The organism is Streptomyces sp. SLBN-118 (genome assembly GCF_006715635.1).
In the GTDB taxonomy this organism is placed as follows: domain Bacteria; phylum Actinomycetota; class Actinomycetes; order Streptomycetales; family Streptomycetaceae; genus Streptomyces.
The window spans coordinates 2,240,776-2,264,741 of record NZ_VFNP01000002.1; the positions used below are offsets into that span (position 1 = coordinate 2,240,776).

21 protein-coding genes and 1 tRNA gene are annotated in these 23,966 nt (G+C 68.7%); 11 read left to right on the plus strand and 11 right to left on the minus strand.

What is annotated here, in order from left to right:
• Positions 1-167 precede the first annotated feature (167 nt).
• The 5 genes from FBY35_RS28720 to FBY35_RS28740 all read left to right on the plus strand — a co-directional run bounded on the left by FBY35_RS28720 (position 168) and on the right by FBY35_RS28740 (position 6,211).
• Positions 168-521, plus strand: coding sequence for a helix-turn-helix transcriptional regulator (locus tag FBY35_RS28720; protein WP_142216868.1), 354 nt, complete (start codon positions 168-170; stop codon positions 519-521).
• On the plus strand, positions 502-990 hold the full coding sequence (locus FBY35_RS28725) for an SRPBCC family protein (RefSeq protein ID WP_142216869.1): 489 nt from the start codon (positions 502-504) through the stop codon (positions 988-990). Before FBY35_RS28720 ends, FBY35_RS28725 begins: the two co-directional genes overlap by 20 nt.
• A 495-nt stretch (positions 991-1,485) precedes the next feature.
• The gene (locus FBY35_RS28730) at positions 1,486-2,925 is read left to right on the plus strand and encodes an ATP-binding protein (protein ID WP_142216870.1); all 1,440 of its coding nucleotides are present in this window, start codon (positions 1,486-1,488) and stop codon (positions 2,923-2,925) included.
• 174 nt (positions 2,926-3,099) lie between these two features.
• On the plus strand, positions 3,100-4,026 hold the full coding sequence (locus FBY35_RS36225; RefSeq protein ID WP_160159334.1) for a hypothetical protein: 927 nt from the start codon (positions 3,100-3,102) through the stop codon (positions 4,024-4,026).
• A gap of 82 nt (positions 4,027-4,108) precedes the next feature.
• Complete coding sequence (locus tag FBY35_RS28740) at positions 4,109-6,211, plus strand: bifunctional polysaccharide deacetylase/glycosyltransferase family 2 protein (protein WP_260848845.1); 2,103 nt, start codon at positions 4,109-4,111, stop codon at positions 6,209-6,211.
• A 139-nt stretch (positions 6,212-6,350) separates the two neighbouring features.
• On the opposite strand, the gene FBY35_RS28745 is transcribed toward FBY35_RS28740, so the two are convergent.
• Together FBY35_RS28745 and FBY35_RS28750 are read right to left on the minus strand one after the other, a co-directional pair.
• A complete protein-coding gene (locus FBY35_RS28745; RefSeq protein ID WP_142216871.1) occupies positions 6,351-6,935 on the minus strand; it encodes a DUF998 domain-containing protein in 585 nt (194 codons plus the stop codon).
• Between the two features lie 146 nt (positions 6,936-7,081).
• Positions 7,082-7,156: transfer RNA gene (locus tag FBY35_RS28750), tRNA-Val, on the minus strand.
• Positions 7,157-7,343: 187 nt separating this feature from the next.
• Here FBY35_RS28750 and FBY35_RS28755 point away from each other — a divergent pair.
• From FBY35_RS28755 to FBY35_RS28770, 4 genes are all read left to right on the plus strand, one after another.
• Complete coding sequence (locus FBY35_RS28755; RefSeq protein WP_142216872.1) at positions 7,344-8,135, plus strand: DUF4097 family beta strand repeat-containing protein; 792 nt, start codon at positions 7,344-7,346, stop codon at positions 8,133-8,135.
• Positions 8,136-8,206: 71 nt separating this feature from the next.
• Positions 8,207-9,580, plus strand: coding sequence for a hypothetical protein (locus FBY35_RS28760; protein ID WP_142216873.1), 1,374 nt, complete (start codon positions 8,207-8,209; stop codon positions 9,578-9,580).
• Between the two features lie 212 nt (positions 9,581-9,792).
• Positions 9,793-10,443, plus strand: coding sequence for a DUF4383 domain-containing protein (locus FBY35_RS28765; RefSeq protein ID WP_142216874.1), 651 nt, complete (start codon positions 9,793-9,795; stop codon positions 10,441-10,443).
• A gap of 9 nt (positions 10,444-10,452) precedes the next feature.
• Positions 10,453-10,680 (plus strand): zinc ribbon domain-containing protein, encoded by a 228-nt coding sequence (locus FBY35_RS28770; RefSeq protein WP_142216875.1) that lies wholly within the window; start codon positions 10,453-10,455, stop codon positions 10,678-10,680.
• A 71-nt stretch (positions 10,681-10,751) separates the two neighbouring features.
• On the opposite strand, the gene FBY35_RS28775 is transcribed toward FBY35_RS28770, so the two are convergent.
• From FBY35_RS28775 to FBY35_RS28785, 3 genes are read right to left on the minus strand one after another with little or no spacing between them, the layout of a single operon-like run.
• A complete protein-coding gene (locus tag FBY35_RS28775) occupies positions 10,752-11,570 on the minus strand; it encodes an HAD family hydrolase (protein ID WP_142216876.1) in 819 nt (272 codons plus the stop codon).
• Positions 11,567-14,026 (minus strand): phosphoribosyltransferase, encoded by a 2,460-nt coding sequence (locus tag FBY35_RS28780; protein WP_142216877.1) that lies wholly within the window; start codon positions 14,024-14,026, stop codon positions 11,567-11,569. The genes FBY35_RS28775 and FBY35_RS28780 overlap by 4 nt, the downstream gene beginning before the upstream one ends.
• A 1-nt stretch (position 14,027) precedes the next feature.
• Positions 14,028-15,191, minus strand: coding sequence for an HpcH/HpaI aldolase/citrate lyase family protein (locus FBY35_RS28785; protein ID WP_142216878.1), 1,164 nt, complete (start codon positions 15,189-15,191; stop codon positions 14,028-14,030).
• 203 nt (positions 15,192-15,394) lie between these two features.
• Here FBY35_RS28785 and FBY35_RS28790 point away from each other — a divergent pair, with 203 nt between their 5' ends.
• A complete protein-coding gene (locus tag FBY35_RS28790; protein ID WP_186357091.1) occupies positions 15,395-16,198 on the plus strand; it encodes a TerD family protein in 804 nt (267 codons plus the stop codon).
• 22 nt (positions 16,199-16,220) lie between these two features.
• On the opposite strand, the gene FBY35_RS28795 is transcribed toward FBY35_RS28790, so the two are convergent.
• The 6 genes from FBY35_RS28795 to FBY35_RS28820 form a co-directional block, all read right to left on the minus strand.
• Entirely contained in the window at positions 16,221-16,958 is a 738-nt protein-coding gene (locus FBY35_RS28795) for a Tellurium resistance (protein WP_142216880.1), read from the minus strand.
• A 96-nt stretch (positions 16,959-17,054) separates the two neighbouring features.
• Positions 17,055-18,197, minus strand: a complete 1,143-nt coding sequence (locus FBY35_RS28800; RefSeq protein ID WP_142216881.1) for a DUF475 domain-containing protein — start codon at positions 18,195-18,197, stop codon at positions 17,055-17,057.
• Positions 18,198-18,358: 161 nt separating this feature from the next.
• A complete protein-coding gene (locus FBY35_RS28805; RefSeq protein ID WP_142216882.1) occupies positions 18,359-18,934 on the minus strand; it encodes a TerD family protein in 576 nt (191 codons plus the stop codon).
• A gap of 98 nt (positions 18,935-19,032) precedes the next feature.
• Positions 19,033-19,608: a TerD family protein gene (locus tag FBY35_RS28810; protein WP_142216883.1), complete on the minus strand. Its 576-nt coding sequence runs from the start codon at positions 19,606-19,608 to the stop codon at positions 19,033-19,035.
• 135 nt (positions 19,609-19,743) lie between these two features.
• Positions 19,744-20,202: a peroxiredoxin gene (locus FBY35_RS28815; protein ID WP_142216884.1), complete on the minus strand. Its 459-nt coding sequence runs from the start codon at positions 20,200-20,202 to the stop codon at positions 19,744-19,746.
• Between the two features lie 114 nt (positions 20,203-20,316).
• The gene (locus tag FBY35_RS28820; protein ID WP_142216885.1) at positions 20,317-20,745 is read right to left on the minus strand and encodes a DUF3052 domain-containing protein; all 429 of its coding nucleotides are present in this window, start codon (positions 20,743-20,745) and stop codon (positions 20,317-20,319) included.
• Between the two features lie 458 nt (positions 20,746-21,203).
• Between FBY35_RS28820 and aceE the strand changes: the two genes are divergently transcribed.
• Positions 21,204-23,951: a pyruvate dehydrogenase (acetyl-transferring), homodimeric type gene (gene aceE, locus FBY35_RS28825; protein WP_142216886.1), complete on the plus strand. Its 2,748-nt coding sequence runs from the start codon at positions 21,204-21,206 to the stop codon at positions 23,949-23,951.
• Positions 23,952-23,966 lie beyond the last annotated feature (15 nt).

Sequence of the window (23,966 nt, forward strand, 5' to 3'; positions counted from 1 at the left end):
TAGCCGATCACGACCACGATGGTCGCGACGACGAGTGGGTGCCGGTACCAGCGCCGGTGCCGGTGCCGGTGAAGAGCACGAGGGTAGCGCCGCGACGAGGCTTGACAGCGGGCCACCCCAGGCGCATGCTCAACCTATCGGTTAAACAACTAGATGGTTGATTACAGATGCCAGACGACCCGCTCAGCACCACCTTCGGCGCCCTCGCCGACCCGACCCGCCGCGCCATCCTGGCGCGCCTCGCGGACGGAGCGGCGACGGTCAACGAGCTGGCCGAGCCGTTCGACATCAGCCTGCAGGCCATCTCCAAGCACCTGAAGGTGCTCGAACGCGCCGGCCTGATCACGAGGGGCCGCGACGCCCAGTACCGGCCCTGCCATCTGCGGGCCGGCCCGCTCAAGGACGTCACCGCGTGGCTGGAGCGCTACCGCAGCTTCTGGGAGGAGAGTTTCGGCCAGCTCGACGAGTACCTGATCGAACTTCAGGAAAGGCAGCGGAACAATGACATCGAAAGCCAGTGAGCACCCGACGACGCTGACCACCCCGTCGGACCGGGAGCTTGTCATCACCCGCGTCTTCGACGCCCCGCGCAGCCTCGTCTTCGAGGCCTGGACCAAGCCCGAACATGTCCGCCAGTGGTACGGACTGCGCTCGCTGACGACATTCGTCTGCGAGATCGACTTCCGCCCGGGCGGCGCGTGGCGCTGGGGCCAGAGGGGACCCGACGGAAGCGAGGTCGTGTTCTCGGGCGAGTACAAGGAGATCGTGCCGCCGGAGCGCATCGTCTACACGGAAGTCTTCGAACAGATGCCGGGCCCCGTCGTCCTGACCACCCTCTCCTTCGACGAGGAGGACGGCCGGACGACCCTGACCAGCCGCTCGGTCTGGCCCTCGGCGGAGATCCTCGCCGGAGCGATCGCCATGGGCATGGAGGCGGGAGTCGTCGAGCAGTACGAACGCCTCGACGAGCACCTGCGGACGATGACCTGAAAGGCGGCGGGGGCAGGTGCGGAGGGCGCAGGCCTCCAGCCGTGATCCGCTGGAGACCTGCCCTCTGACGAGTGTCAGGATGGCGAGGATCCGTCCAGCAGCCGCGTGCGCAGCCGCGAGATCAACGGTTCGTCGACGCCGAGGTGCTTCACCGCGTAGGCGGGCCGAGCCGCTCAGCCTGCTCGTGAACTCCCGGCGGACGCCATGTTCGTCGAAGACGCCGACCCTGGGGCGTACCCGGGTCCGTCCTCATGAGCGGTGAGCTCATGACGCAACACCATCACGCCGGTACGGATCCCGGACCGCCGCATCCGCACCAGGGTGCGGAGCTCCGACAGGCCCCTGCCGACCGCGAACGGGCCCGCGAGGACGAAAAAGACCTGACCGAGCCGGGGTCCTCCTGCAGCTCCTACGGCGCGCCGCAAACCGGAGCAAATGCTAGACTCAATCTAAGTAAGAATGAATCTACGTTTACTTGCTGCTACGGAGGCGGTCATGGAGTTCCGGGGCCGGGCTGCGGATCTGGACGCACTGAGACAGCAACTGAGTGAGATCGCAGCCGGCCGCTCGGCCACGCGCGGCCGAGCCGTGATCATGACGGGACGGCGACGCGTGGGGAAGTCACGCCTGGTCCAGGAATTCTGTGACCGGTCGGAGGTTCCGTACGTTGTTTTCCAGGCCACGCGGGGCCGCAATCCGGTCGCCGAGCGGTCGGACTTCACCGCAGCGATTGCGCAGTCGCCGCTGCCGGGGGCTGAGCTCGTCTCCGGTTTGCAGGCAGGAGACTGGAACCAGGCTCTGCGGTCGCTGGCTATGGCAGTTCCGGACGACCGGCCGAGCATTGCCGTCATCGACGAGGTCCCCTGGCTGGTCGAGCAGGACCAGGAGTTCGAGGGCGCTCTCCAGACCGTATGGGACCGGCACCTTTCCTCCAAGCCCGTACTGCTGATGCTGGTCGGCAGCGACATGTCGGTGATGGAGGCGTTGCAGTCGTATGGGCGTCCGTTCTTCGGACGGGCGGCGAAGATGACCGTTCAGCCGCTGCACCTGGCCGACGTGCAGGCCATGACTGACCTGGACGCGGCAGAGGCAGTGGACGCGCTGCTGATTACCGGTGGCTTCCCTGAGATCGTGCAAGCGTGGCGGCCGGGCATGGGCCGACTGGATTTCCTGCGGGAGTCGGCGGCCAATCCGCTGTCGCCGCTGCTGGTGGCAGGAGAGCTCACGCTGCTTGGCGAGTTCCCCGAGGCCTCGTACGCCCGGGCGGTGCTGGAAGCGGTGGGCAGTGGTGAGCGCACGTTCAGCACCATTGCAGCCAGGGCCGGAGGCGCCAGCGCGCTGCCCTCCGGCACACTTTCACCGCTGCTGAACATGCTGCAGGCCAAGCGGGTGCTGGCCACCGACCTGCCACTGTCGAACAAGCCCGACACCAAGAACAAGCGCTATCGCATCGCCGACCCCTACCTGCGGTTCTGGCTGGCGTTCCTGCAGCGTGCCATCCCACTCATCGAGCGGGGACGGGGCGATGTGGCGCTGGAGCGCATCGAGCGGTCGTGGCCGACCTGGCGTGGACGCGCGGTCGAGCCGGTGATCCGTGAATCTCTGATGCGGCTGCTGCCCGATGACATCTGGCCGGAGACGGAAGCGGTGGGAGGCTGGTGGAACCGGCAGAACAGACCCGAGATCGACTTGGTCGGTGCCGACCGTGAGCCGGTCGCCAGGAAGATCCACTTCATCGGCTCGGTGAAGTGGCTGGAGAGCCATCCTTTCGGTCGCCGGGAGTACGACGCCTTGGTGCGCGACGTGCTCGCCGTCCCGGGCAGCGAGCCGGACACCGCGCTCGTCGCGGTGTCCCGCTGTGGCGTGGCCGACGGTTTGCCGCTCGCCGCGCACTGGGGACCGGAGGACCTCGTACGGGCCTGGCAGCGCCGGTAGCCGCAGGCACCGCAGACGGGGTGGCGCGCACCGACCTCGTACTGCAACCGCGTTTGTGTCAATGGGGCGATACAGCCACTTTCCAACCAGTTCGCCAGGGAGGGGCAGGTGGCTTTGAACCGGTATCGTCCTCCGTTGCACCGCAGGTCCCCCGGGTCCCTATACTCTGCGCCCATGTCCTGGCAGCCTCAACACGGCAACGGCGCGTACGACGCAGGCGGCACCAATGGCGTGTACCACGCGGAACAAGCGAATCTCGCGGACGGCGCCCTTGGCGTGTACGCCGGAAACGGCGCCTATCAGGACTGTGGCGACACCCAGGGCCTCCCGCTCGTGGCTCCCCTGTACGGCGACAGCCCCCCGGCTTATGACGGATACGTCTATCCGGCGGCCGGGCATGGGTGGCAAGAGTCGGCGACGACCGGCCAGGGGGTTTCGCCCGGCGAGGCTTTCGGCCGTCCCCCAGAGGCGTACGACCGTCACGATGCGTACGGTGGCGGCCACGACACCCAGGAGGGGGGCTTCGGACCCCATGAGACCGACCGTGGGACCTACGGCTTCGAGCACGACCACATATATCGAGACGCCGGACACGCCCACGGCGCCAACAACGGCCAGGTCGACGCAGGGCAGGCTGATGGCTCGGTCTTCGTCGATGCATCGGGCCGCCGCAGTCGGCTGATCCGCCGCGCGGCCCTCGGTGTCGCGGCGGTCTGTGTTGTCTTCATAGCCGTCGTGATCGCAGGATTCTTCAGTCCGGTGCCGTCCGGCGGCGTGCTGCCCTGGAGCCAGAAACAGGAGCCGGAACGGGAGCAGGGACAGAAGCAGGAGGGCTCGACGACGGCCACGGGCCAGCCCGGCTCGACCGACCGGCCCACCGGTGGCCCTTCCGCCACGCCCGGGGAGTCAGCGGCCCCCAACCCCTCGCTCTCGGTGAGCGCCACCAAGACTGACGGCGCGACCACGGCCGCCCCCACCAAGGCGCCTACGACCACGGCCGCCCCCACCACAAGCGCGCCGGGCCAGGGGAACTCCGGCGACCACCCCGGCGGCGGCCAGGGATCGACCAGCGGCCAGGGATCGACCAGGGGACCTAAGTGAGTCAGGCACAGCGCGACACCGGAACGAACCGCTCCGCCGGCAGCAGCCGTTCCCCCCGCCCCAGACGCTCGGCACGGCTGCGGTGACCCGCTCATCGCAGACGGCGCCGCCTGCCAGAACCAACCGGCACGCCCTGCGGCGCGACCCCCGCGCCCACTGGCTGCTGCTTGTGCTCACTCTGGCAGTCGCCGCCACCGCGCTGCTGTTCAGCGGTTACGGTCGGCACGAGATAGCCCCCACCGCCGCCGCGCATCACTGCACCGCCGCCGCCCCCGCGGCGATACGCACGGGCGGCCCCGTGCTCAGCGAGGCCGGCGGAAAGCCGAACAGCGCGCGCCTGCCCGCCGGGAGGGTCGCCCTGACCTACGACGGCGGCCCTGATCCCACTTGGACTCCGCCCCTGCTCGACGTCCTGAAGAAGCATCACGCCAAGGCGACGTTCTTCCTGTCCGGCTCCCAGGTGGCTGCCCACCCGGACCTGGTGCGCAGGATCCACGGCGAGGGCCACGAGATCGGCTCGCACACCTACACTGACGCCAACCTCGCACAGGTCTCGGCGCCCCGCGCGCGGTTCGAACTCGCCATCACCCAGAACACCCTCGCCGGCGCCGTCGGCCTCGGTACCCGCCTGGTGAGGCTGCCGCATACCGGGGACATCGCGTCCATGTGCGCCGACCAGTGGGCGGCCGGGCGGCGCGCGATCGACGACGGCTACATCCTGGTTGCCGCCGACGCCGCCGACCGGAGCACGAAGCAGGGTGCGATCCGCCAGTTCGCCGGCTCGCAGGAGGCCGTCGACGCCACTGAGAAACTCTTGGCGTCCGCGCCGCACGGCGCGCGGTTCACGACGGTCGGAGCGGCGCTCCGGATGAACGGTGCCAGCTACCCCGTCTCGGAGACCACCGAGGCGAAGGGCACGGCCGTCCTGTGGGCGCAGACCCTGTCCCGCGGCTTCGCCGACTCCATGACCTGGTTGCTGGTGGCCGCGGGTGCAATCTCCGTGGGGCGCCTCGTGCTGTTGTTCACAGTCGCCCGCGTGCATGTGCGCCGCACCCGCCGGAAAAGGCGCCGCGGCAAGCGGCTGCCACCGGTCAACGACCCGGTCACCGTGATCGTGCCCGCGTACAACGAGGAGGCAGGCATCGAGGCGACCCTGCGCTCGCTGCTCGCCTCCACGCATCCGTACATCCAGGTCATCGTGGTCGACGACGGATCGAGCGACCGCACCTTCGAAATTGCCGAGTGGGTGCGGCAGGGGGATCCACGCGTAATGGTGGTGCGCCAGCCCAACGCAGGGAAGGCGGCTGCTCTCAACACCGGTCTCTCCTGGGCACACTTCGACATCGTGGTGATGATCGACGGTGACACGGTCTTCGAGTCGGAGGCGATCCGCAACCTGATCCAGCCGCTCGCCGATCCGCGCGTCGGTGCGGTCAGCGGCAACACGAAGGTCGGCAACCGGCAGGGCGTACTGGGCCGTTGGCAGCACCTCGAGTACGTCGTCGGCTTCAACCTCGACCGCCGCATGTTCGACGTGCTCGAATGCATGCCAACCGTGCCGGGAGCGATCGGCGCGTTCCGTCGGCAGGCCCTGACGGACGTCGGCGGGGTCAGCGAGGACACCCTTGCCGAGGACACCGATCTGACGATGGCACTGTGCCGCCTGGGCTGGCGGGTCGTGTACGAGGAGTCGGCGATCGCCTGGACGGAGGCGCCGTCCACCGTCCGACAGCTATGGAAGCAGCGCTACCGCTGGTGTTACGGCACCCTCCAGGCGATGTGGAAGCACCGCAGGTCGCTGTTCGAGACGGGGTCGGCGGGCAAGTTCGGCCGCCGCGGACTGACCTATCTCGCCGTCTTTCAGACGCTGTTGCCATTGCTCGCCCCGCTCGTTGACGTGTTCGCTGTGTACGGACTGCTGTTCCAGAGCGCCGCCCAGGCCGGGGCCGTGTGGCTCGGCTTCACGGCCGTGCAGGTGTTCAGCGCTCTCTACGCGCTCCGCCTGGACAAGGAGAAGTTCGAACCGCTGTGGACGCTGCCGCTGCAGATCTTCGTCTACCGGCAGCTGATGTACCTGGTGGTGGTGCAGTCGGTCGTCACGGCACTGCTGGGCAGCAGGCTGCGCTGGCACCGGATGCAGCGCACCGGTTCGGCCACGGACACGCTGCAGCGGCAGCCGGCGTGAGGTTGTACGGCCGGACGCCTCCAGGACGTCGCAGGCCGCGCGAACGGCAGCTCACGGTCCTTCTGGCACGGATGCGGCACGCGACAACTTCGCCACCCGAAGCCGGGCAACAGAGGGGCCCCTTGCATCCCCCAATTCATCAGGATCGGATAGGACGCAGGCAGGAGGCGACGACCAAAAAGGGCCACAGAGACTGAGCGGACGTCAGGACACGTTCAGCGATACCGGCAGCGCCGTGACCATGCAGTTCGATCAAGAACCATGCTGCGCCCACCCACATCAGCGCACTCACCACGATCGACACCGCGGGCCGGAGCCCCCACGGTGCAACTCCACTGCGATCCGCGGCCAGCACTGGCCACAGTGCCAGGAGAGCGAACCCGACCGCGACCACTGCGCCGTGTTCCAGGGAACCCCCGCTCCTCGGCACGGGGAGCAGCGCGAGCACAATCGCCGACACTCCACCAGCACCCAGCGCCACACGTCCGGCGAGCGCAGCTGGGCGCAGTCCACAAGCTGTGAGCAGGTGACAGATCCCCAGGGCGCCCAACGCCCCCTTCATCACCCAATAGCCGGGAACACCGTCGGCCGCCAAAACGCTGATCGTTTGAGTGACGGGCTCATAGCCGCGCCCCCGGAGCAGCGCCGCGACCAGCCAGCCACCGACCAACAGGAGAGGCGCAGACCCCGACGAAAGCAGGGCCCACCAAGACACAGGTCGCACCAGGAGACCGTAAGACTCCCGTTGTGGCGCAGGGCGCCGCGAACCGCCGACCTTTGATTTGTAAGTTTGCCTGCCTCGGATGAAGTTCCCGGGGCCCAGGCTTCCGGTTCGGTACCGGTGACCTGGGCCTTCGTCGTGCTGTGCACTGGTGGGCGCGGACGGTTTCGAACCGCCGACATCTGCTTTGTAAGAGCAGCGCTCTACCCCTGAGCTACGCACCCGTGGATGAGGCAACAGCGTACATGGCACATGGGGCCGCCCCGCAAACCCGTTCCCCGTGACCGGCCATTACGGGGGTTATCCCCACCCACACACGGTGGTCGCCCAGATCGTTCCGTCACCGCCCCTTACATAGGGTGATGGCACATCGGCGACACCGACTTCACCTGACCTTGGGGGACGATCACCATGCACGCGCTCCGCACCCGCCACACCCGCCGAACCGGCCGTCGTGCGCTCGTCGCGTTCGGGGGTACGGCAGTACTCGGTCTCTCGCTGACCGGGTGCGGGAGTGCCGATGCCGGGGAGGCGCCCGTCGAGAAGCGGGCCTTCCCGTTCGTGGGGAAGGCTCTCACCATCGACACCGACGACTCCGACATCGAGCTGCAGCCGGCCGATGTGAAGGACGTGCAGGTGACGCGGCAGGTCGACGGGTGGGCGTTCCTCGGGGACGGGCCGGAGGCCTCCTGGAAGATGGAGGACGGGAAGCTCACCCTCCGGGTGAACTGCGACGCCGTCGCCAGTGACTGCGAGGCGCGGCACATCGTGAAGGTGCCGCGGGGCGTCGCCGTGACCGTTGAGGACGACAACGGGAGCGTGACTGCCAGTGGATTCGACACCGCGCTGACGGTTCGGTCCGACAACGGTGCGGTGACGGTACGGGACTCCAGCGGGCCCTTGCAGCTGGACAGCGACAATGGGGAGATCGTCACCGAACGCGTCAGGGCCAGGACCGTGAGCGTCAAGGTGGAGAACGGGGACGTGCGGCTCGGGCTGCTCGCCGCGCCCGAGCGGGTCGAGACGGTCACTGACAACGGGTCGACCCTCATCGAGCTTCCGCGCGCCGGGGCTCCGTACGCCGTGACGGCCAAGAGCGACAACGGCGGCGTGGACGTCGACGTGCCGAACGACAGCAGCAGCACGCATGTCGTGAACGCGCGCAGCGACAACGGCAAAGTCACCCTGCGAAGCGCGAACTAACGGGCTGGTGTGTTCGTCCTTACCTGGTGGGAGAATGAACCGGGCAGGGCGACACAGCACGGGAGAGGGATGTGACGGCGACACACGCGCGGCCGTACGCCAGAGCGCAGGCGCGAGCGAGTGCCGTCCGAGACGTCCTCGCGCTTGTGTTGCTGCCCCTGCCCTTGATGGCCGTGGCGCTGCCGGGCGCGTTCGCCGGCGGGGGGACGCGCCGCTGGTTCGGCGGGCGGGGTGAGAGTCTGCGGGCAGATGCGCAGGCGGCGAAGGATGCCGCGGCCGCCGCCTTCTACGAGCTGGACACCGCCCAGCGCGATCTGCGGATCTCCATCGAGACGATCATGGCCGTCGACAGTTCGCCGGGCGCCCGCCGGGCCGTGGACGACTTCGCCGCCCTGGGACAGCGGATCGACGAGGTGAGCAATCGGTACATCACCGCCGTCGATGCGCACGATCTCGACCGGGACGATCTGGACGCGTCGGTCGCCACGCGGGCGCGCGGGGAGCTGGACCGGGCCAAGGACGAGCTCGTAAGGGTCAAGGGCGATCTCGACCGGTTCGCTCAGGGGCTCGGGCCGCTGCTCGACAAGGCGGAGACACAGCTCGCCCGGCTCGCTCCCGCCGTCGAGCGGGCAAGACAGGCGCTCCTTTCCGCGAGCAATGCTCTCGATTCGGTGCGGAGCTCCGGACTGCGAGCAGACGATCTCGCGGCCCGCCTCGCCGCCCTCGCCCCCGAGCTGACCATGCTCAATCAGGGCGCCGGCCGGCACGGCGTCGCCGAGACTCTCCAGCGCGCCGACCGGGTTCTGCGCGACGCCGAGGCCGTACGGGCCGAGGCCGAGCGGCTGCCCGAGCGCGCCGCCGAGACCGACAAACGCCTCGTCTCCCTCCGTACGCGCGCCCAGGCCCTCACCAACCGCGCCGGATCCGTCGAGCCCGTCCTCAGCGAACTCCGTCGGCGCTTCTCCGCCGCCTGCTGGCAGGACCTGCAGCCCGTCCCCGAGCAGGCTGCGGTCAGCGTCCGCCAGGCCGAGGAAAAGCTCAGGGAGGCAGCGAAGGCGCGCGACGAGCAGCGGTGGCCGGACGCGACGGCCCTGCTCAGCACGGTACGGGCGCTGCTGAACACCACCGATGAAGCCGTATCGGCCGCCGGCGACCGCCTGCAGCGACTCAACGCCGTGGCCAAGGACCCGCAGAACGAGATCGAACGCACCCGCTTCGCCGTCCGGGACGCGCAGCGCCTCGCCATGGCCGGGCGCAACACCCCCGATCCCCGGCACGCTCGACCGCTGGACGACGCGGTGGGGCGGCTGGAGCGGGCCGTCGCGGGGCTCGAGGGCCGTCACCCCGACTACTGGCACTTTCTGATGGAGACCGAGGCGGTACGGAACACGGCCGCACGCGTGGTCGAGCAGATCCGCGACGAGCGCGGCGCGGGCCACGCCTGAGTGCCGGCCACGCCTGAGTGCCGGCCACACCTGAGTGCCGGCCACACCTGAGCGACGGCCTCTGGGCAGCGGCCACGCCTGAGCGGCGGCCACCCCGACGGCCCGGCCCAGGCAGACCGGGCCCCGACCGGCCCGGCCCTTCCGCCCCACCGATTGAACGCTGCCGCACTCGGGCGGATCCTAGGAGTACGTACGTCCAAAGGAGGCCGGACATGGCCGCACACGTACCTGTCCCCAAAACCAGCCGGACCCGGAGCGCGCCCCTGCTCGACGAGCACCTCCCCGTCGACCACCGGCTCAACCAGGTCTACCGCGTAGGCGCCGGGCTGATGGGGCTCGTGCTGCTCGTCTTCGGGATTCTCGGGCTCATCGACGAAATCGGCTTCTTCGACACCCACGGCGACACCGTCGCAGGCCTCAACACCAACGGCGCGCTCAGCGTGCTGTCCATCTGCATCGGAGTGCTGCTCTTCGTCGGCATGGTCGTCGGCGGGAACTTCGCCTCGACCCTCAACATGGTCCTCGGCATCGCCTTCATCCTCAGCGGCTTCATCAACCTCGCGCTGATCGACACGACGTTCAACCCCCTCGCCTTCGAGATCCAGAACGTCCTGTTCAGCTTTGTGGTCGGCGTACTGCTCATGTTTTTCGGGATGTACGGAAGGGTCAGTTCGACGCTGCCGCACGACAACCCGTACTGGAAGGCCCGCCATCCAGGCAGCGCGGCGGCTCAGGAACAGCCCGCCGCTCCCGCCGAGGCAGGACCGGGCCCGGCCGAGGGCAAGGACGCCGGGGACGCCGAGAACGCCGAGGACAAGGACAAGGGGCGACAAGGGGCAGGGGAGCCTGGTCAGGGCGGCTAGCCTGAGGCCATGCCTCGTTACGAATACCGCTGCCGCAGCTGCGGCGACACCTTTGAAGTGAACCGGCCGATGGCCCAGTCCTCCGACCCGGCGAGCTGCCCCGCCGGACACGAGGACACCGTCAAGCTGCTGTCGGCCGTCGCCGTCGGCGGTACCAAGTCCGCGCCCGCGCCCAGCGGCGGAGGCGGAAATGGAGGCGGCGGAGGGGGCTGCTGCGGGGGCGGCTGCTGCGGCTGACCGCCCTCACCGCCGCCCGCCCCCACCCGCCCTGAGGCTGTCGCGGCGCCCCTGAGGCTGTCGCGGCGCCCTCAGGCCGTCGCGGCGCGGCCGAAGCGGCGCAGGATCTCCTCGCCCGCCGCGACTCCCGTCTCGGACAGCACCTCGACGTTCGGGGCGTCCCAGCCGGTGTCGGCGAGTTCGCCGTGGCCCGGGCGCCAGGCGCGGTCCGCGGCGAGCAGCAGATCGGCGTCGAGGAGGGAGTCCCCCGCCGCGAGGATCTGCTCCGCGCCGCTGCGGCGGGCCACCTCGCGCACCGCAGCGCTCTTGGTGAGCGGCTGCGGCACGGCGTAGATCTTGCGGCCCTGGAGCGAGACGGTCCAGCCGCGGCGCTCGGCCCACTCGGAGAGCTCCTTGACCCAGCCCTCGGGCAGCAGGGAGCGCTCGACGACGAGATAGGCGAACAGGTCCTCCGCGACCCGCTCCTTGAGAAGCCAGCCGGGGTCGGCCGCCGCCAGGAGATGGTCGCGGACCTCGGCGAGCGAGGCGCACTCGTCGGCGAGCCGGGCGGCGACCTGCCGCTGCCAGCCGCTGTCCGAGGCGCCGTCGACGAGCAGATGTCCGCCGTTGGCGCAGATCGCGAACTCGGGGGCGGGGCCCGGGAGATGGATGCGTTGATACTGCTCCCGGGTGCGGGTGGTGGTCGGTACGAAGTTGCTCGTACGGGCCACCTCGTCGAGCAGCCCGGCCGCGGTCTCCGTGATGTACGACAAAGGCATGCTCCCGTACACCTCGACGCAGAGCAGACGGGGCGCGTCGGCGTCCGGCATGCGCAGATCGAGCGCGGCGTTGGAGTAGATCAGGGTGCGGTCGAGATCGCACGCGATCAGGGTGGTCCCGGGCGTGCTCACAGCGCCGACACCGCCTTGCCGTCCGCGCCCGTCGCGCCGCGGGTGTACTGGGGGTGGATCAACCCGACGCAGGTGTACGGGAGTTCGTCGATCTCCTCCACCGGTACGCCGCGCTGTTCGGCGAGGAGCCGGACATGGTCGAGGTCGGCGCCCGCGCCGCGCTTGGCGAGGATCTTCCAGGGGACGCGGCGCAGCAGTACGCGGGTCGCCTCGCCGACACCGGGCTTGACGAGGTTCACATTGTGGATGCCGTACTCCTCGCTGATCCGCTCGACGGCGGCCCAGCCCTCCCAGGTGGGTGCGCGGTCCGCCGCGAGCAGTTCCTTGACCTCGGCGTCGACGGCGGTGGAGACCTCGTCGAAGCGGGCGGCGACGGTGTCCAGGAAGTGTTCCGAGACATCGCTGGCGACGAGTTCGCGGTAGAACTTCGCGCCGTGGAAGTCGCCCGGGCCGACCAGGTCGGCGCGCAGCACCGTACGCGATATCAGGCCGGAGACGGTGGAGTTGAGGCAGGCGGAGGGGATGAGGAAGTCCTCGCGGGTGCCGTAGGTACGGACGCAGCCGCCGGGGTCGGCGAGCACCGCGATCTCCGGGTTGAAGCCCTCGAACTCCTCAAGCGCATCGGCCAGTTCGCGGGTGATCGCGCCCTTGCCGGTCCAGCCGTCGACGAACACGACATCGGCCGGGTCGTGGTGCTGCCGCAGCCAGCGCAGGGCGTTGACGTCGATGCCGCGGCCGCGGACGATCGACACGGCGTAGTGCGGCAGGTCCAGGCCGTGCCGGTGCTGCGCCCAGCGGCGCATCAGCACGCCGACGGGGGTGCCGGCGCGCGCCAGCGACACGAGCACGGGGCGCGGGGACCGCTCGGCGATGACGGTCTCCGTGACGGTGCCGACGGCGCGGGCGATGCGGGCCGCGGACGCGTCCAGGGCGGACTTGAACAGTTCCTGGTACTCGGCGCTGGGCTGGTACTCGACCGGCAGCGACTCGGCGTAGTGCGCGCCGCCGCTCTGGATGGCCTCTTCGCGCTCCTCGGTCGGGGCCTCGAGATCGACCTCGGAGAGGTCCTGGAGCAGCCAGCCGACCTCGTCCGGGGCGTAGGAGGAGAAGGCGGGGCCGCGCAGGGGCTCGGGCAGCATGGACGCCCTTTCGGGGGCTTCGGGGGCTTCGGGTGCTCGGGGTACTTCGGGTACGTAGCTCGGTACGACGGCCAGGACGACGTGCGGGACATGCGCGGCGAGCCGGGCCAACAGGCCTTCGGGGGCGTGCAGTTGGGGCGTGTCGGCCGCCGAGTCCACCACGGCGACGACGGCGTCGAAACCGGCGCCCGCGACGTTGTAGGCGTACCGCTCGCCGGGGCCGTCGGCAGGGTCGTCGTGCGCGGGGAACACCAGCCGGGTGCGGATCGCGTAGCCGGGGTCGTCGACGGCGAGGACCGGTGAGCGGGTGGTGGTGGAGTAGCGGACGTCGGCGTCGAGGACCTGCTCAAGGGCGGTGCCGAGGCGCAGCGGGGCGTACATCAGCTCCTCGAAGCCGAGGACGAGTACGCGCGAGGCGTGGCCCACGGCCGCCGCTATTCGCTCTGCCATACCGGGCAGAGCCTCTTCGAACACGGCCCGCTGCCCAGGCGTGAAGCCGTGCCGACCGCCGTCGGGCACACCGCTCGGCCAGCCGAGCTCGACACGGGTAGGAGCAGAGACTGCCAGCAGGGCCTCGGGGGCAGCGACTGCCTTCGCCTCCTGCTCCGCCACCAGCGCCTGGCCCTTCTCCAGCACTCCCTCCGGGAGCCGGACGGTTCCCGATGCCAGGGCCACCAGGTCGACCCGTGCGCCGATTTCCCCGGCGAATCGCTCGAAGCGCTCGCGGTCCGCCTCCGAGCGCATGTCGACCAGCGCCACGATCACGTACCGCTCCCGCGGATACCGCTCGTGCAGGTCCCGGATCGTGTTCAGCACGGTGTTGCCCGTCGAGAACTCGTCGTCGACCAGGATCAGCGGTCCGTCACCGGCCAGCAGCGCCGGATCCTCCGGCAGCAGCAGATGCGAGGTCGCGTGCGAGTGGGACTCCTCGAAGCCGCCCGCCTGCCCGACCCCGTCGACCGGGCGGCGCGTGGAGTGCAGATACGGCGCGAGGGCGACCCCGTCCGCCACCGAGTGGCCCAGCCCCGTCGCCGTCTCCGCGTAGCCGAGGACGACCGCGCGGGCCGCCTCCTCGTCGCCGAGCAGCTTGCGGACCTGCTCGCCGAGCCCGTACCCCGCGTCGTACACCACCGACGGCGACTGCGGCACATGCTTGCCCAGCACGTTCGACACGAGCAGGTGCGCCCGCTTGGGATTGCGCCGCAGGGCCAGTCCCAGCAGTCCGCTCAGCTCGGCGTCTCCGACAAGCCCGACGCCCAGCCGTTTCGCGACCCATGCACCCGTCCACACCACGCTTACAGTCTCTTCCCTCTTCATGTCAGCCGGAGAGTCCGGCCGTGAGCAGCTCCACGAAGCCGACCTCTTCCCTGGCCACCCCGAAGACCTCCGCGCGCAGCAAGGTGCGCTCGGCCCAGGCCCGGTGGGGCTTCACTTCGTTCATCTTGTTCGTGTATGCGGAACGCATCACGCCTCCGCCGCCCCGCTCCGGCCGCACGATGTCCTGTGCGTCGCTGAACTCTTCGTGACTGACGACCGACAGAGCGTGCACGGGCGGTACGTGCGAGGGATGGATGCAGGTCTTGCCCTGCAGGCCGTTGGCCCGGTCCAGTTCGATCTCGCGGAGCAGGCCGTCCAGGTCGTGCTCGATCAGCGCGGTGCGCAGTTCCTCGGCCCGGCCCTCCATGAAGGGGCTGCGGCGCAGCTGGGGCTTGAACATGCGCTCCTGGAGCCGGAAGTACTCCCATACGGGTCCGGTCACCGTGAAGCCGGTGCCGTCCGCCCGCCCCAGCACGTTCACCACGTCGCCGATGACCGCGGCGACGATCTGGACGTCGTACGCCGTCATGTCGGGCGACCTGCGCAGCCCGTACGCGGAACAGAAGTCGGTGACGCCGAGCCGCAGCGCCAGGACCCGATCGCGGTACTTGTCGACGGTGCTCGCGATGCCGGTGAGCGTCTCGGTGCGGGTTTCGAGGTGGAGAAGTTCCGGGGATTCCAGGACGGGCATCGCGAAAAGCCGGTGTCCGCTCGCGCTCTCCGCTTCGGCGAGGGCTTCCAGGAAGGGCACGCCCCGCTCTTCGGTGAATTTGGGAAGTACGAAACCGGACAGCCGTCGGACCGAGGGCCCCAGCCGCTCCACGAGATCCGGGATCTGCCCGGGTTCGCGGACGCGGATGAACAGCAGCGGCAACTCGTCGCCCCGCGCGTCGAGGTCGGCGAACTGCCGGACGAGGTTCGCCTCGGCCCCCGCGACTTCGGCGTCGTCGATGGAATCCTCCAGGCAGAGCACCATGGAGACGACTCCGCGCCCGGCCAGCTTGAGCACGTCGTCGGCGAGCCGGGGACGGGTCGCGGGGCTGTAGAGCGTTGCGCCCAGCGCGGCCGCGAGGGTTCGCGCGGGCGAGGCGGCGCTGAATTCGCACGGCTCCTGATGGAACAGACTGTCACGCACAGCAGGCGAAATGTGCCCAAAGTGACGCATATATTTCCCCCGTACTGCCTTGGCGACCCAACTGGCGTGGCCGGTAATAGTACGTACGACTATGTGTCACGAGTTCCCCAAGCCCATGAAATCCAGGTAACCCGCTTGCACCATGCCCATGTCCTGCCCCGACGACAAGGGGGTCTGTGCCCGACAGGCCCCTGGAGCCCCCGCGTTGTAAGGGCGGCCACCGGGAAGGCAGGATGACGGACATGACGCACGCGATGGTGAAGGGCTCGAACGTTCCTCTCGATGCCACGGCCGTACGGGCCGTGCTGCGCTGGACCCCGGGCGCCGGGGTCCCCGACGTGGACGCCTCGGCCCTGCTGCTCGGCGGCGACGGGCGTGTGCGCTCCGACGAGGACTTCGTCTTCTACAACCAGCCGCGGCACCCGTCGGGCCTGGTGCGGCGACTGCCCAAGAAGCGCGTCGCGGAGCATCTGACGGACACCGTCGAGGCGGATCTCTCCTCCCTCGACCCGTCCGTCGACCAGGTCGTGCTCGCCGCCTCGTCCGACGGCGACACCTTCCAGCATGTACGGGACCTCCAGATATTGCTCTTCGACGCGACCCTGGCCGACAGCGACCCGCTCGCCGTCTTCGATGTGAGGCCGGAGACGGGCGCGGAGACGGCGATCATCTGCGGCGAGCTCTACCGGCGCGGGGAGGGCTGGAAGTTCCGAGCGGTGGCGCAGGGGTACCCGACCGGTCTGGTGGGTCTGGCCACGGCATTCGGCATCTCGGTGGACGAGGCGGAGGCGGCCGCCGAGCCGTCCGCCCAGCCCGAGCCGGCGCCCGACCCGCACCCCGCGCCGCCCGCGCAGTCCACGGCCCCCCAGCCCGGCTACGGTTACCCACAGCCCGCGTACGGTTACCCACAGTCGCCCGCGACCCAGCCGGTCCCACCGCCGGCGTACGGCTACCCGCAGCCCGCCGCCGCGGCGGCGCCCGCGCCCGACCCGAATTTCCGGCTGCCGCCCATGGGCCCTCAGTTCGTACGCCCCTGAGTTCGTGCCGAGCCCTCCGCCCCTACACCCGGTTCTTGTAGCCGCGTCCCCACTGCAGACCCCATCCGTACAGCCGGTCCAGCTCCGCCTGGAAGCCGTAGACGAACTTCACCTCCCGGCGGACCACCAGCTCCCCCTTGACGTGCTCCATGGAGAAGATCGCGCAGGAACGGGCCTGCGGCGCGCGTTCGTCGAGCTCTATCTCCACCCGCGGCCCGTTACTCGGGTAGAGCGTCACATGCGCGTGCGTACGGTCGAAGGCCGGTGTCTGGTCGTAGATGTACGCGAAGAACAGCAGCCGCTTGATCGACTCGCGGTGGTCCAGATTGACGTAGACCGTCTCGCCCGAGGGTGAGCCGAAGCGGTCGTCGCCGCTGAGCTTCACATAGGGCGGCTCGTTGATGTTGCCGAAGAAGCTGCCGAGGGGCTGCACCACACCCTTGCTTCCGTCCGTCAGCTCGTAGAGACAGCCCAGGTCGAGGTCCACGTTGACCACGCCCTGGGTGTGGGCCTGGACCACATCGGGCTGGAAGAGCTTGAAGGGGTGCCGCAGCAGTCTGCCGCTCTGCCGGGACCTGCCCTCGATGTCGGACGTACGCATCCGCCAGGAGAGATTGACGCGCAGATTGCCGGTGGCCGCGCCCTGCTTGGTGAGCGAGACCGTCGGGTGCCGTTTGGTCAGCTCGATCGAATTGGTCGCTGCGCTGCCGGAGTCGAACTGCAGTGACCTGCCCCGCCACAGGCCGTCCCAGAAGGCCATGCCCCACCCCCACATGCGTCGTTGAACCCAGCGGGGCGGCTCCGAGGCCCAGCCTCGGAGCCGCCCCGCTCAGAGCGTTCCTCAATCCTCTCCGGGTCACACCCCGGAGGTGACTTCCTGCTTCTCGTCGGAGCTGTCCCCGTCGCCCCCGGCAAGTGCCCGGTTGCGGCGGACGGAGGACCAGAAGGACCAGGCGATGAGGATGACGCCGACGAGGCCGGTGATGACTTCGTTGATCTCGTACTGGATGGTGACGAGGAGGATCACGGCGAGTGCGCCGATGGCGTAGTGCGCGCCGTGTTCGAGGTAGACGTAGTCGTCGAGGGTGCCCTGGCGGACCAGGTAGACGGTGAGCGAGCGGACGTACATGGCGCCGATGCCGAGGCCGAGCGCGATGACCACCGGGTCGTTGCTGATCGCGAAGGCGCCGATGACGCCGTCGAAGGAGAAGGAGGCGTCGAGGACTTCGAGGTAGAGGAACATGAAGAAGGCGGCCTTGCCGACGAGTTTGACGGCCGAGACCGGCTTGCCGGCCTTCCTGGCCTCCTCCTCGGCCTCGTGCTCGCGCTCCTCCTCTTCCTCGAGTTTGTTCTCGAAGTAGCCGGAGAGGCCACCGACGACCATGTAGGTGATCAGGCCGGCGATGCCCGCGGTGAGGACGGTGGCGGACTTGTCGGCGTGGTGCCCGCCGTACTGGTGGGCGTTGACCGCGAAGGTGGCGGCGGTGATCAGCAGGACGATCAGCGCGATGCAGGCGGCGAGCATGTCGACCTTGCCGAGCTTGGCGAGCGGACGCTCGATCCAGCCCAGCCACTTGATGTCACGGTCCTCGAAGATGAAGTCGAGGAAGATCATCAGCAGGAAGATGCCGCCGAATGCCGCGATCGCCGGGTGTGCGTCGGTGACCAGCTGCTCGTACTTGTCGTGGTTGTTCAGTGCGAGGTCGACGGCCTCGATGGGCCCGATCTTCGCGGTGATCGCGACGATCACCACGGGGAAGATCAGCCGCATCCCGAAGACGGCGATCAGGACACCAATGGTGAGGAAGATCTTCTGCCAGAACTCGCTCATCTTCTTCAGCACGCCGGCGTTGACCACCGCGTTGTCGAAGGAGAGCGAGATCTCCAGAACCGAGAGGATGGCGACGAGCCCGAAGGCCGACCAGCCCCCGTAGAACACCGCCGCGACCAGGCCGAGCGCAGTGACTGCGAACGACCAGCCGAAGGTTTTCAGTACCACTGGCTACCCAATCGTTGTGTACGGGTCTCCCCCGCGCCGAGTACGGGTCTCCCCCGGGTTACGCGCGGCTTTACGCTGCATTGCCCCGGGGAGGACCCCCGGACCCCCAGCAGACACCCCCGGGGACCGGCCCGGGTCTTTGATCAACCCGGACACGAGCTTTAGGAAACATTGACCCCGAAGTCTAGAGCGATGCCCCGCAGACCCGACGCGTACCCCTGCCCCACGGCTCGGAACTTCCATTCGCCGCCGTAGCGGTAGAGCTCACCGAAGATCATCGCGGTCTCGGTCGAGGCGTCCTCGCTCAGGTCGTAGCGCGCGAGCTCCTGGCCGTCCGACTGGTTGGCCACCCGGATGAAAGCATTGCTGACCTGGCCAAAGGTCTGGCCCCGGTTGTCGGCCTCATGGATGGAGACCGGAAAGATGATCTTGTCGACATTGGCCGGCACCTGCGAGAGGTCCACGAGAATCGATTCGTCGTCCCCCTCGCCCTCGCCCGTGAGGTTGTCACCGGTGTGCTCGACGGAGCCGTCGGGGCTCCTGAGGTTGTTGTAGAACACGAACCACTCGTCGCCGAGCACCCGGCCGGACTGGCAGAGCAGCGCACTGGCGTCGAGGTCGAAGGGCGCTCCGGTGGTGGAACGCGCGTCCCAGCCGAGCCCGACCAACACCTGTGTGAGGTTCGGTGCGGCCTTGGAGAGGGAGACATTGCCTCCCTTGGCGAGCGTGACGCCCATGTTTATGGTCCTCCCCGAGATGACGAAGCAAAGGTGGTGCAGGCGCGTCCGGCGCCGCACTGGAAGGTGCGGCGCCGGACAGGGAATGAACCGCTCGCTCAGACGTTGACGCCGAAGTCCTGCGCGATGCCGCGCAGACCCGAGGCGTACCCCTGGCCGATGGCACGGAACTTCCACTCCGCGCCGTTGCGGTAGAGCTCACCGAAGACCATGGCGGTCTCGGTCGAGGCGTCCTCGCTCAGGTCGTAACGCGCGAGTTCGTTGTTGTCGGCCTGGTTGACGACGCGGATGAACGCGTTGCGCACCTGGCCGAAGGACTGCTGGCGGCTCTCCGCCTCGTAGATCGAGACCGGGAAGACGATCTTGTCGACGTCGGCGGGCACCGAGGCGAGGTTCACCTTGATCTGCTCGTCGTCGCCCTCGCCCTCACCAGTGAGGTTGTCACCGGTGTGCTCGACGGAGCCGTCGGGGCTCTTGAGGTTGTTGAAGAAGACGAAGTTGCCGTCGTTGGCGACCTTGCCCTCGGCGTTGGTCAGCAGGGCGCTGGCGTCGAGGTCGAAGTCGGTGCCGGTGGTGCTGCGTGCGTCCCAGCCCAGGCCCACGGTGACCGCGGTCAGGTTGGGCGCGGCCTTGGTCAGCGAGACGTTGCCGCCCTTGCTGAGGCTGACTCCCACGAGTCCCTCCATTGTTTGTCAGGGGCAGCGCCCCCGTCGTGCGGTGATGTATCGGATCAACGAGTGGATCCTAGTGACCGGTTCCCGTCGAAAACACCCTTTCGGGCAGGGGTCGGCCGATGAATCGGGGCGTGCTCAGAGCGCTTCGAGCGCCCTGGCGTAGTCGTTCAGGTCGCGCGCGTCCGGCAGACCGTTGACGACGGTCCAGCGGACCACGCCCTCCTTGTCGATGATGAAGGTTCCGCGCACCGCGCACCCCTTCTCCTCGTCGAAGATTTCGTACGCCTGGGAGGTCTCACCGTGCGGCCAGAAGTCCGAGAGCAGCGGGTACTCCAGACCCTCCTGCTCGGCGAAGACGCGCAGAGTGTGGATGGAGTCGGTGGAGACGGCGAGCAGCTGGGTGTCGTCGTTGACGAAGCGCGGCAGCTCGTCACGGAGCGCGTGCAGCTCGCCGGTGCACACACCGGTGAAGGCGAAGGGATAGAAGAGGAGCACCACGTTCTTCTCGCCGCGGAAATCGGCGAGGCTCACGGTGCGGCCGTGGTTGTCCTTCAGCTCGAAGTCCGGGGCCTTGGTGCCGACCTCGATCGCCATGACGTTGCGTCCCTTCACTGGGCTGGGCCCGACTGGTCCGTTCGGGTGGGTCCACCCTACGCAGAGGGCCCCCGCCGGCGGTTGCCGACGGGGGCCCTCAGGGCGTACGGGGGCTCAGCGCTTGGATTTGGGTGCGCTCAGCCGGGTGCCCGACCAGTCCTTGCCCGCGTTGATGCTCTTGGTCTGGGAGAGACCGGAGGTCTGCGCGGCTTCGTTGATGTCGCTCGGCTCGATGTAACCGTCCCTGCCGGTCTTCGGCGTCAGCAGCCAGATGTCGCCGCCTTCGTCCAGCAGGCCGATGGCGTCCACCAACGCGTCCGTAAGGTCGCCGTCCTCGTCACGGAACCAGAGCACGACGACGTCGGCGACGTCCTCATAGTCCTCGTCCACGAGTTCCTGGCCGATAACAGCCTCGATGCCCTCACGGAGCTCCTGCTCGACGTCGTCGTCGTAGCCGATCTCCTGGACCACCTGTCCGGGCTCGAACCCCAGCCTGATGGCCGGGTTGGTCCGCTCCTCCGCGTGGTCCGCGGTCGCGCTCACGGCTTGCCTCCTGATCATGTTTGGAAAATGCTGCAGCCGCGCGCGTACGCGTGGCGTTGGCCGTAGTCCACACGGGCGGGGCGGATCGCGCAAGTACCCGGCCGTTCAGACCGCCGAAACGGTGACGTTTGCGGCCGTCTCGGCGCAACTCCTGACACGCTCAACCCCGTCTCGTGATGCTCGGCACACCATTCGGCCATCTTTGCGGCATTCTTCCCTTCGATGGGCCAATCGGAACCGAACAGCCAAACGAAACGCATTGGCGGGTTGCGCGTAAGGTTGCGATTTGACCGGACCCGGAACCGGGGTTGGGTCAGGATGTCAGTCAGAACAAGGGTTACCCCCCGGTAGAGATGACGTTTTCCTCCCCGCGGTACACGATGGGAGGCGGCGCGACACCGCTTGGACATCCCGTATCTCCCGCAGGGGCAGAACCCACCGAACAGCGAAGGATTAGCGTGGCTTCCGGATCAGATCGCAACCCGATCATCATTGGCGGCCTTCCCAGCCAGGTCCCGGACTTCGATCCAGAAGAGACCCAGGAGTGGCTGGACTCCCTCGACGCCGCCGTCGACGAGCGGGGCCGGGAGCGCGCCCGCTACCTGATGCTCCGCCTGATCGAGCGAGCCCGCGAGAAGCGCGTGGCCGTGCCCGAGATGCGCAGCACGGACTACGTCAACACCATCGCCACCAAGGACGAGCCCTTCTTCCCCGGCAACGAGGAGATCGAGCGCAAGGTCCTCAACGCCACCCGCTGGAACGCCGCGGTGATGGTCTCCCGCGCGCAGCGCCCGGGTATCGGCGTCGGCGGCCACATCGCCACCTTCGCCTCCTCCGCCTCCCTCTACGACGTGGGCTTCAACCACTTCTTCCGCGGCAAGGACCAGGGCGACGGCGGCGACCAGATCTTCTTCCAGGGGCACGCGTCCCCCGGTATCTACGCCCGCGCCTTCATGCTCGACCGGCTCAGCGAGGGGAACCTCGACGCCTTCCGCCAGGAGAAGTCCAAGGCCCCCGACGGCCTGTCCAGCTACCCGCACCCGCGGCTGATGCCGGACTTCTGGGAGTTCCCGACCGTCTCGATGGGCCTCGGCCCCATCGGCGCGATCTTCCAGGCACGGATGAACCGCTACATGGAGGCGCGCGGTATTGCCGACACCTCCAGGTCGCATGTCTGGGCCTTCCTCGGCGACGGCGAGATGGACGAGCCCGAGTCGCTGGGCCAGCTCTCCATCGCCGCCCGCGAGGGCCTGGACAATCTGACCTTCGTCGTCAACTGCAACCTGCAGCGTCTCGACGGGCCTGTGCGTGGCAACGGCAAGATCATCCAGGAGCTGGAGTCCCAGTTCCGAGGCGCCGGCTGGAACGTCATCAAGCTCGTCTGGGACCGCTCCTGGGACCCGCTGCTCGCGCAGGACCGCGACGGCGTGCTGGTCAACAAGCTGAACACCACCCCTGACGGCCAGTTCCAGACGTACGCCACCGAGACCGGCGCGTACATCCGCCAGCACTTCTTCGGCGAGGACCACCGGCTGCGCGCCATGGTCGAGAACATGACCGACGACCAGATCCTGCACCTGGGACGCGGCGGCCACGACCACAAGAAGGTCTATGCGGCGTATGCGGCGGCCAAGGCCCACGCGGGCCAGCCGACCGTGATCCTCGCCCAGACGGTCAAGGGCTGGACCCTCGGCCCGAACTTCGAGGGCCGCAACGCGACGCACCAGATGAAGAAGCTGACGGTCGACGACCTCAAGCGCTTCCGCGACCGTCTGCACATCCCGATCACGGACCAGCAGCTGGAGAGCGGCGCGCCGCCGTACTACCACCCGGGCCGCGACTCGGAGGAGATCCAGTACATGCACGACCGCCGCAAGGCGCTGGGCGGGTACGTCCCGACCCGTGTCGTGCGGTCCCAGCCGCTGGTCCTGCCCGAGAGCAAGACGTACGCCCCGGTCAAGAAGGGATCCGGCCAGCAGTCGATCGCCACCACCATGGCGTTCGTACGGCTGCTCAAGGACCTGATGCGGGACAAGGAGATCGGCAAGCGCTTCGTGCTGATCGCGCCCGACGAGTACCGCACGTTCGGAATGGACTCGTTCTTCCCGAGCGCCAAGATCTACAACCCGCTGGGGCAGCAGTACGAAGCCGTGGACCGTGAGCTGCTGCTCGCGTACAAGGAGTCGCCGACCGGCCAGATGCTGCACGACGGCATCTCCGAGGCGGGCTGCACGGCCTCACTGATCGCCGCCGGTTCGGCGTACGCCACGCACGGCGAGCCGCTGATCCCGGTGTACGTCTTCTACTCGATGTTCGGCTTCCAGCGCACCGGCGACCAGTTCTGGCAGATGGCCGACCAGCTCGCGCGCGGCTTCGTCCTGGGCGCGACCGCGGGCCGCACGACGCTGACCGGTGAGGGCCTGCAGCATGCGGACGGCCACTCCCAGCTGCTGGCCTCGACGAACCCGGGCTGTGTCGCGTACGACCCGGCCTTCGGTTTCGAGATCGCGCACATCGTCGAGGACGGTCTGCGCCGGATGTACGGCTCCTCCGAGGAGCACCCGCACGGCGAGGACGTCTTCTACTACCTCACCGTCTACAACGAGCCGATCCAGCACCCGGCCGAGCCCGAGAACGTCGACGCCGAGGGCATCCTCAAGGGCATCTACCGCTTCAAGGCGGGCGAGGCCGGTGCGATCCCCGCTCAGATCATGGCCTCGGGTGTGGCCGTGCCATGGGCGGTCGAGGCGCAGAAGATCCTCGCCGAGGAGTGGAACGTACGCGCCGACGTGTGGTCGGCGACGTCCTGGAACGAACTGCGCCGCGAGGCCGTCGAGGTCGAGCAGCACAACCTCCTGCACCCCGAGGAGGAGCAGCGCGTCCCCTACGTAACGCAGAAGCTCTCCGGCGCCGAGGGCCCGTTCGTGGCCGTCTCGGACTGGATGCGCTCGGTCCCGGACCAGATCTCGCGCTGGGTTCCCGGCACCTACCAGTCGCTGGGTGCCGACGGCTTCGGCTTCGCGGACACCCGGGGCGCGGCGCGGCGCTTCTTCCACATCGACCCGCAGTCGATCGTCCTCGCCGTGCTCACCGAACTCGCGCGTGAGGGCAAGGTCGACCGCTCGGTTCTGAAGCAGGCGGTGGACCGCTACCAGCTGCTCGACGTGGCCGCGGCGGACCCGGGCGCGGCCGGCGGCGACGCGTAGCACCTGTCGGCGTGA